This window comes from Pseudomonas sp. RV120224-01b, assembly GCF_003208145.1.
Lineage (GTDB): Bacteria > Pseudomonadota > Gammaproteobacteria > Pseudomonadales > Pseudomonadaceae > Aquipseudomonas > Aquipseudomonas monteilii.
The window spans coordinates 1-6,438 of the sequence record NZ_QKMQ01000034.1; the positions used below are offsets into that span (position 1 = coordinate 1).

7 protein-coding genes are annotated in these 6,438 nt (G+C 62.8%); 4 read left to right on the forward strand and 3 right to left on the reverse strand.

Annotation, left to right across the window (positions count from 1 at the left end):
* Positions 1-410: POTRA domain-containing protein (locus tag N436_RS28285; RefSeq protein ID WP_218277654.1), on the reverse strand; the 410-nt coding region annotated here is incomplete at its 3' end.
* A gap of 197 nt (positions 411-607) precedes the next feature.
* Between N436_RS28285 and N436_RS28290 the strand changes: the two genes are divergently transcribed.
* Positions 608-1,300 (forward strand): response regulator transcription factor, encoded by a 693-nt coding sequence (locus N436_RS28290; RefSeq protein ID WP_025755066.1) that lies wholly within the window; start codon positions 608-610, stop codon positions 1,298-1,300.
* Positions 1,297-2,562, forward strand: coding sequence for an ATP-binding protein (locus tag N436_RS28295; protein WP_105948203.1), 1,266 nt, complete (start codon positions 1,297-1,299; stop codon positions 2,560-2,562). Before N436_RS28290 ends, N436_RS28295 begins: the two co-directional genes overlap by 4 nt.
* A 66-nt stretch (positions 2,563-2,628) precedes the next feature.
* Here the strand turns inward: N436_RS28295 and N436_RS28300 are convergent, their stop codons facing one another.
* On the reverse strand, positions 2,629-3,813 hold the full coding sequence (locus tag N436_RS28300) for an MFS transporter (protein ID WP_105948202.1): 1,185 nt from the start codon (positions 3,811-3,813) through the stop codon (positions 2,629-2,631).
* 311 nt (positions 3,814-4,124) lie between these two features.
* Between N436_RS28300 and N436_RS28305 the strand changes: the two genes are divergently transcribed.
* Positions 4,125-4,775: an alpha/beta hydrolase gene (locus N436_RS28305; protein ID WP_105948201.1), complete on the forward strand. Its 651-nt coding sequence runs from the start codon at positions 4,125-4,127 to the stop codon at positions 4,773-4,775.
* 39 nt (positions 4,776-4,814) lie between these two features.
* Here N436_RS28305 and N436_RS28310 read toward each other — a convergent pair whose 3' ends face one another.
* Positions 4,815-5,696, reverse strand: a complete 882-nt coding sequence (locus N436_RS28310; protein WP_105948200.1) for a LysR family transcriptional regulator — start codon at positions 5,694-5,696, stop codon at positions 4,815-4,817.
* Between the two features lie 170 nt (positions 5,697-5,866).
* Between N436_RS28310 and N436_RS28315 the strand changes: the two genes are divergently transcribed.
* On the forward strand, positions 5,867-6,438 hold a 572-nt coding region (locus N436_RS28315), incomplete at its 3' end, for a thiamine pyrophosphate-binding protein (RefSeq protein ID WP_256576315.1).

Consider the following 6,438-nt stretch of genomic DNA (forward strand, 5'->3'; position numbering starts at 1 on the left):
TGCAGCTCGTTACGCACGCCTTCGAGGGTGGCACGCTGGAAGATCTCGCCTTCGGCCAGGCCCGATTGCTTCAGGCCCTTCATCAGGTCTTCGGTGCTGATCGCCTTGTTGCCTTCGATCTCAATGCTCGACACCGACGGGCGCTCGACCACGTTGATGATCAGCACATTGCCATCGCGGTTCAGCTGAATGTCCTGGAAGAACCCAGTCTTGAACAGGGAACGGGTCGAGTCCACCAGGCGGCGGTCATCCGCCTGGTCGCCGACGTTCAGCGGCAGGGCACCGAACACACTGCCGGCGGAAACCCGCTGCAGGCCGTTGACGCGGATGTCGGCGATCCTGAACGGGGAGGCCTGGGCCAGTGTGGCTTTCAGCAACAGGATGGAGAGCAACAGGCGCGGGTAGTTCATCGGGGGTTCCAGACAAGCGGATTCGGAGGGGAGCAAGCGCGGGCAACCCGCAAGCAGCGGGCGATGAGGATACGGGCGGGCTGTGTACGGCGCGGTTAGCCGAGGGTAAAGATGTGTAAAGTCCGACCGGCCGGCGGTGACAGTGCCGCCGTGGGGGGCGATCATTAACGCCCCTGCAATTGCGATATCTGGCCCCGATGATCCCCGTGCTGCTGGTCGACGACGACCGCGAACTGACTGAAATGCTCTCTTTGTACCTGGCGCGCGAAGGCTTCCAGGCCACGGCCGTGGACACTGGCGAGGAGGGCGAGGCCCAGGCGTTGTCCGGCCAGTACCAGGCGGTGGTGCTGGACGTGATGCTGCCGGGTATCTCGGGTATCGAAGTGCTGCGGCGGGTGCGCGCGCGCAGTCAGGTGCCTGTGCTGTTGCTGACTGCCCGTGGCGACAACATCGACCGCATTGCCGGCCTTGAACTGGGGGCCGATGACTATGTGCCCAAGCCCAGCTCGCCGGGTGAACTGGTGGCCCGCTTGCGGGCGATTCTGCGCAGGGTGCAGCCGCAGCTGATGGGCGAGGCCAGTGCACCTGAGCAAGTGCGCACGGGTGCATTGAAAATGTGGCCGGGTCGTCGCGAAGCGCACTGGGGCGACGCCACGCTGGAACTGACCGGCTCGGAGTTCAGCCTGCTTGAGGCGTTGGCCCGCCAGGCTGGACAGCTGGTCAGCAAGCAGGACCTGTCGCTCAATGCCTTGGGCCGGCCGCTGACCCGCTACGACCGGCGCATCGATGTGCATGTCAGCAGCATCCGGCAAAAGCTCGGCCCGCGCGCTGACGGCAGCAGCTGGATCCAGAGCGTGCGTGGCATGGGCTACATGCTGATAGTCGAATGATGCGCCGGCGCCTGTTCTGGAAGCTGTTCCTGGCATTCTGGCTGGCCAACAGCCTGACCTTTCTGGTGGGCGCAGCCACCTTCATGCTCAATGACTGGCGTGGAGACAGCCCGGCACTGCGTTCGCTGCTGGCCACCGAGCTGCAGCTGTTGCAGCGTTATGGCGAACAGGCCGGCCGGCAGTTGCTGAATGTGTCGCCGCAGCCACCCGATGTGCAGGTGGGCCTTTACGATAGCCAGGGGCAACTGCTGGCTGGGAAGGCGGTGCAGGTGGCCCGTTTCGAGCAAGCATTACGCGACAGCGAAGGCCGCCCGCTGGTACTGCGGGCCTCGGTGGCCACAACCGTTGGCGAGCCACCCCGTCCGCGTGGCATGGGCCCTTTGTTTACCGGCACGTTGATGAGTGCGCTGTTTGCCTTCTTGTGCAGCCTGTACCTGACACGCCCGCTGGCTTGGCTGCGTGAAGCGATGGGCCAGGTGGCCCAGGGCCGGTTCGACGTGCGCGTGAAACCGCGGCTTGGCAAACGCCGTGACGAGATTGTCGAGCTGGCCGAAGACTGTGACCGTATGGCCGGTCAACTCAAGGCCCTGGTGCAGGCGCAACAGAACCTGCTGCATGATATTTCCCACGAGCTGCGTTCACCGCTGACCCGCATGCATGCCGCCATCGGCCTGATGCGTCAGCAACCCGACCGGCTCGATATGCTGGAACGGGTCGAGCGTGAGTCGCGGCGAATGGACGACCTGATCGAGCAGTTGCTGACCCTGGCCCGCGCCCAGGCGCGGCAGGGCGACAGCGACTTTGCCAGCGTGGATGTGGTCGAGTTGCTGGCGCAGATCGTCGAGGACGCCCGTTTCGAGGCGGGTATGAAACAGTGCCAGGTGTCCTTGCACGCCCAAGGTACGTTTCTCATCCACGGGCATGAAGAGCTGCTGTACCGGGCGTTCGAGAACATCATCCGCAACGCTGTGCGCTATACCGCAGCCGGTACGGAGGTGCTGGTGCAGGCCGCGCTGGCGCCGGGCGGGCAATGGTTGCAGGTCAGTGTCAGCGACCATGGGCCGGGCGTAGAGCCGGCCCGCTTGCAGCGCATCTTCGAGCCGTTCGACCGGGGCACCGATAACAGTGGCGATGGCTTTGGCCTGGGGCTGGCGATTGCACAGCGGGCAATTGCGTTGCACGGCGGCAGCATCACGGCGCTGGCTGCGGACAGTGGCGGGTTGCGGGTACGCATCGAGCTGCCGCAGGCCAGCCCTGCCTGAATGCAGGGCTGAGCTATCCAGGTCTGAGCTATCGGGCGTTTCGCGCACCCGGTGGGCGTGGGTATTTCAATGGCCGCCTTTCATCCGTCGCGCCACCAGATAAATCCCCAACCCGACCAGTGCGGTCGCCGCGCCAATGAAGCCGGTACTTGTCCAGCCCATGCCTGCGGTAATCGCCATGCCACCCAGCCACGGCCCCAATGCATTGGCCAGGTTGAACGCCGCATGGTTCGATGCCGCTGCCAGGCTTGGTGCTTCATGGGCAATGTCCATAAGGCGGATCTGCAGCGGCGCTGCCAGGGCAATCATGGTACCCACCAGGCCGATACCCAACAGCAGGCTCCACAGCGCCTGGGCGGCGAAGGTGAAGAACAGCAGTACGGCAATCGACCACACCAGCACCAGCCCCACCGCGCGGAACTGCAGGCGATCAAACAGCTTGCCGCCCGCGATGTTGCCGACGATACCGCCCACGCCGAACGCCGCCAGGCCGAACGGAATCCACTGTGGTGACACCTGGGTTACTTGCAGCATGGTCGGTGCCAGGTAGCTGAATACACAGAACATGCCGGCAAAGCCGATCGAAGCGATGGCCAGCGCCATCCATACCTGCGGGAGGGCGAAGGCTTGCAGCTCCTTGCGCGGGTCGCTGCGGACTTCGTCGTGGCGCTGGGGCACGAAGCGCCACACCAGGGCGATGGTGCACAGGGCAATCGCGCCGACCAGCACGAATGCCGAACGCCAACCGAAGTACTGGCCCAGGAAGGTGGCCACCGGGTTGCCGAGCAACATGGCCAAGGTCAGGCCCATCATCACCCGGGCAACGGCACCCGCCCGATGGTCCTTCGCCACCATGCTCGAGGCCACCACTGCGGCAATGCCGAAGTAGGCGCCGTGGGGCAGGCCGCTGATGAAGCGGAAGGCGACCAGGCCGCTGAACGAGGGGGCAAAGGCCGTTGCCAGGTTGCCCAGCGCATACAGCAGCATCAACAGCAACAACATGTGCTTGCGCAGCAGTTTGGCACCCAGAATCGCCAGTGTCGGGGCGCCAACCATCACCCCCAGTGCATAGGCGCTGATGGCGTGGCCCACCTGCGGCTCGCTCAATTGCAGGTTGTTGGCGATGTCGGGCATCAGGCCCATGATGGCGAACTCGCCGGTGCCGATGGCGAAGCTGCCCAACGCCATGGCGGCTTCCATCTTGGCGACGGTGGTTTTGCTGGGGAGAGGGGGGTGTTCCTGGACTGACATCGGGATCCTTACTGAAACATGCTGAAACGTTCAAGGCGGGATCATAGTCAATCTGCGGCCGTAACGTCGAGAAAGCCGGCCGCCTTCCACGCGCGCCTGTTGGGTTCAGGCAGGTTCTGCGTACAGCCATTTTTTACCGGAGTGGACGGCAGGAGTACAAACGTACTCCAATACTGGGCCGGCAGCAAACACCTCCGGCATAACTGAAATGCCGGTAATTGATGGCAGCCCGTGTGCCTGCTCTTTTAGACTGCCGCTTGCGTGCGCCGACATCCGGCCCGCCTTTCATTTGGCTTGCATGGACAAGAACGATGTCGGATACACCACGTAACTCGTTACTGATCGATGGGCCGGTCGGCCAGATCGAACTGCTGATCGACAATCCGGCCGGACCACCCAAGGGGGTGGTGTTGGTCAGTCATCCACAGCCGCTGCTTGGCGGCTCTCCACGCCATATCGTCCCGCTGACGCTGGCGCGGCAGATGTGCGCAGCTGGTTGGCAAGTGGTACGGCCGAGTTTTCGTGGGGTGGGGCAGACGCAAGGCGCCCATGATGAAGGCATAGGTGAGGCCGAAGACAGCATTGCTGTCGTCCGTTACCTGACCCAGGCAATGCCGCAATTGCCCGTGGCCCTGGTCGGGTTCTCCTTTGGGGCCTATGTGTTTGCCCGTGTGGCCTGTGCACTTGAAGGACAGTTGCATGCAGTGGCGTTGTTAGGGCTGCCGGTGGACAATGTACCGGGCGGGCGCTACTACGAGCCTTTGCCAGTGCCGACGGATTGTCTGCTGCTGCATGGTGAACATGATGAAATGGCACCGCTGGCCAACCTGTTGCAATGGGCCGGGCCACAGCAACGGGCTGTTTCGGTTTACGCGGGTGCCAACCACTTTTTCAAAGGCTGCCTGGGAAGGGCGGCAGAACAGGTAATCGCGCATCTGGCGCTGAAGACCGCTCATCTGTAGGAGCGCCTTCAACCACAAAAGCGCCGCAACAGGCTGGCCTCAACGCTCCAGGTAATGTGTCTGCGCGGCAAAATCGATGAACCGCTTGCTGGCCAGCGACAGGTATTCCCCCGACCGCCAGCACAGGCGGAAGCTCATCAGTTGCGCTGGCCGGAACGGCACCCCGACGATGCCCGGTGTGCGCTGCTGCACCGAGCGCAGCAGGGTCGCCACGCCCATGTTGTCCAACGCGGCCTGCACCACCAGCGAGACGAAGTTGCTCTGCAGCGCCACCTGGTAAGTAATGCCATGTTCGGCGAAGAACGCGTCCAGCAGGTGACGTTGTACGAACGTTCGGTCGAACACCACCATGTCGGTATTGCGCAGGTCTTCCGCCGTGAGGAAGGCTTTGCCGGCATAGGCGTGGTCGGGGTGCATGCACGCCAGCATCTCGTCACTGCCCAGCAGGATCGACTCCTTGTCGGGCGGCACGCGCCTGGATTCCAGCAGTGCCAGGTCGATTTCACGCTGTTCCAGGCGGTGGCCAATGTCCTCGGCACTGCCTTCGAACACGGTCATGGCAATGCCGGGGTACAGCTTGCGAAAGGCATTCATCAAGCCGGGCACATAGTGCAGGCCGAACATCGGAGGAATACCCAGACGCACTTCACCGCGTTTCAGGTCGGACATGTCGCGCAGTTCTTGCCGGGCGACATCCATCTCACGCAGGGCCGATGCAATGCGCGGCAGAAACTGTTCGCCTTCGGCGGTGAGGATCACTTTGCGCGTGGTGCGGTTGAACAGGGTGACGCCCAGTTCTTCTTCCAGCCGGGTTACGGCCATGCTCAGTGCCGGCTGGGCGATGTGCAGGTGCTGCGCGGCTTTGGTGAAGCTGCCCTGGCGTACGATCTCGACGCAGCAGCGCAATGCCTTGAGGTTCATTGAGGCGTTCTACCATTCATAACAAGCTGTGATGCTAAGCATCATAACAATATATTTATTATTATTAACCAGAGGGCCTACGATGCGCGCCACTGAGACATCCTGCAACATCTCAGTCACGCAGTGTAATAACGCTGCAATCCCACAAAGATTTTGAGGTAGTACCCCAAATGGCCAAGGCCGCCGATGTCGTTGTGCAATGCCTGGAAAACGAAGGTGTCGAGTATGTGTTCGGCATTCCTGGTGAGGAAAACCTCGACCTGCTCGAATCCCTGCGCAAGTCGAAGATCAAGCTGGTACTGACCCGTCACGAGCAGTCTGCAGGCTTTATGGCTGCCACCTATGGCCGTCTGACCGGCAAGACCGGCGTCAGCCTGTCCACCCTCGGCCCTGGCGCCACCAACCTGGTTACCGCCAGTGCCTACGCCTACCTGGGCGGCATGCCGATGATGATGATCACCGGCCAGAAGCCGATCAAGAAGTCCAAGCAGGGCCGCTTCCAGATCATCGACGTGTGCGGCATGATGGACCCCATCACCAAGTACACCCACCAGTTCGCCTCGGCCGACAACATCCCGTCGCGCATGCGCGAAGCCTTCCGCCTGGCCGAAGAAGAAAAGCCGGGTGCGGTACACCTGGAGCTGCCGGAAGACATCGCCGCCGAGCAGACCGATGCACTGCCGATCCCGCGCAGCCTGCACCGCCGCCCGCTGGCCGAGCATGTGGCCATCGAAGCCGCCGT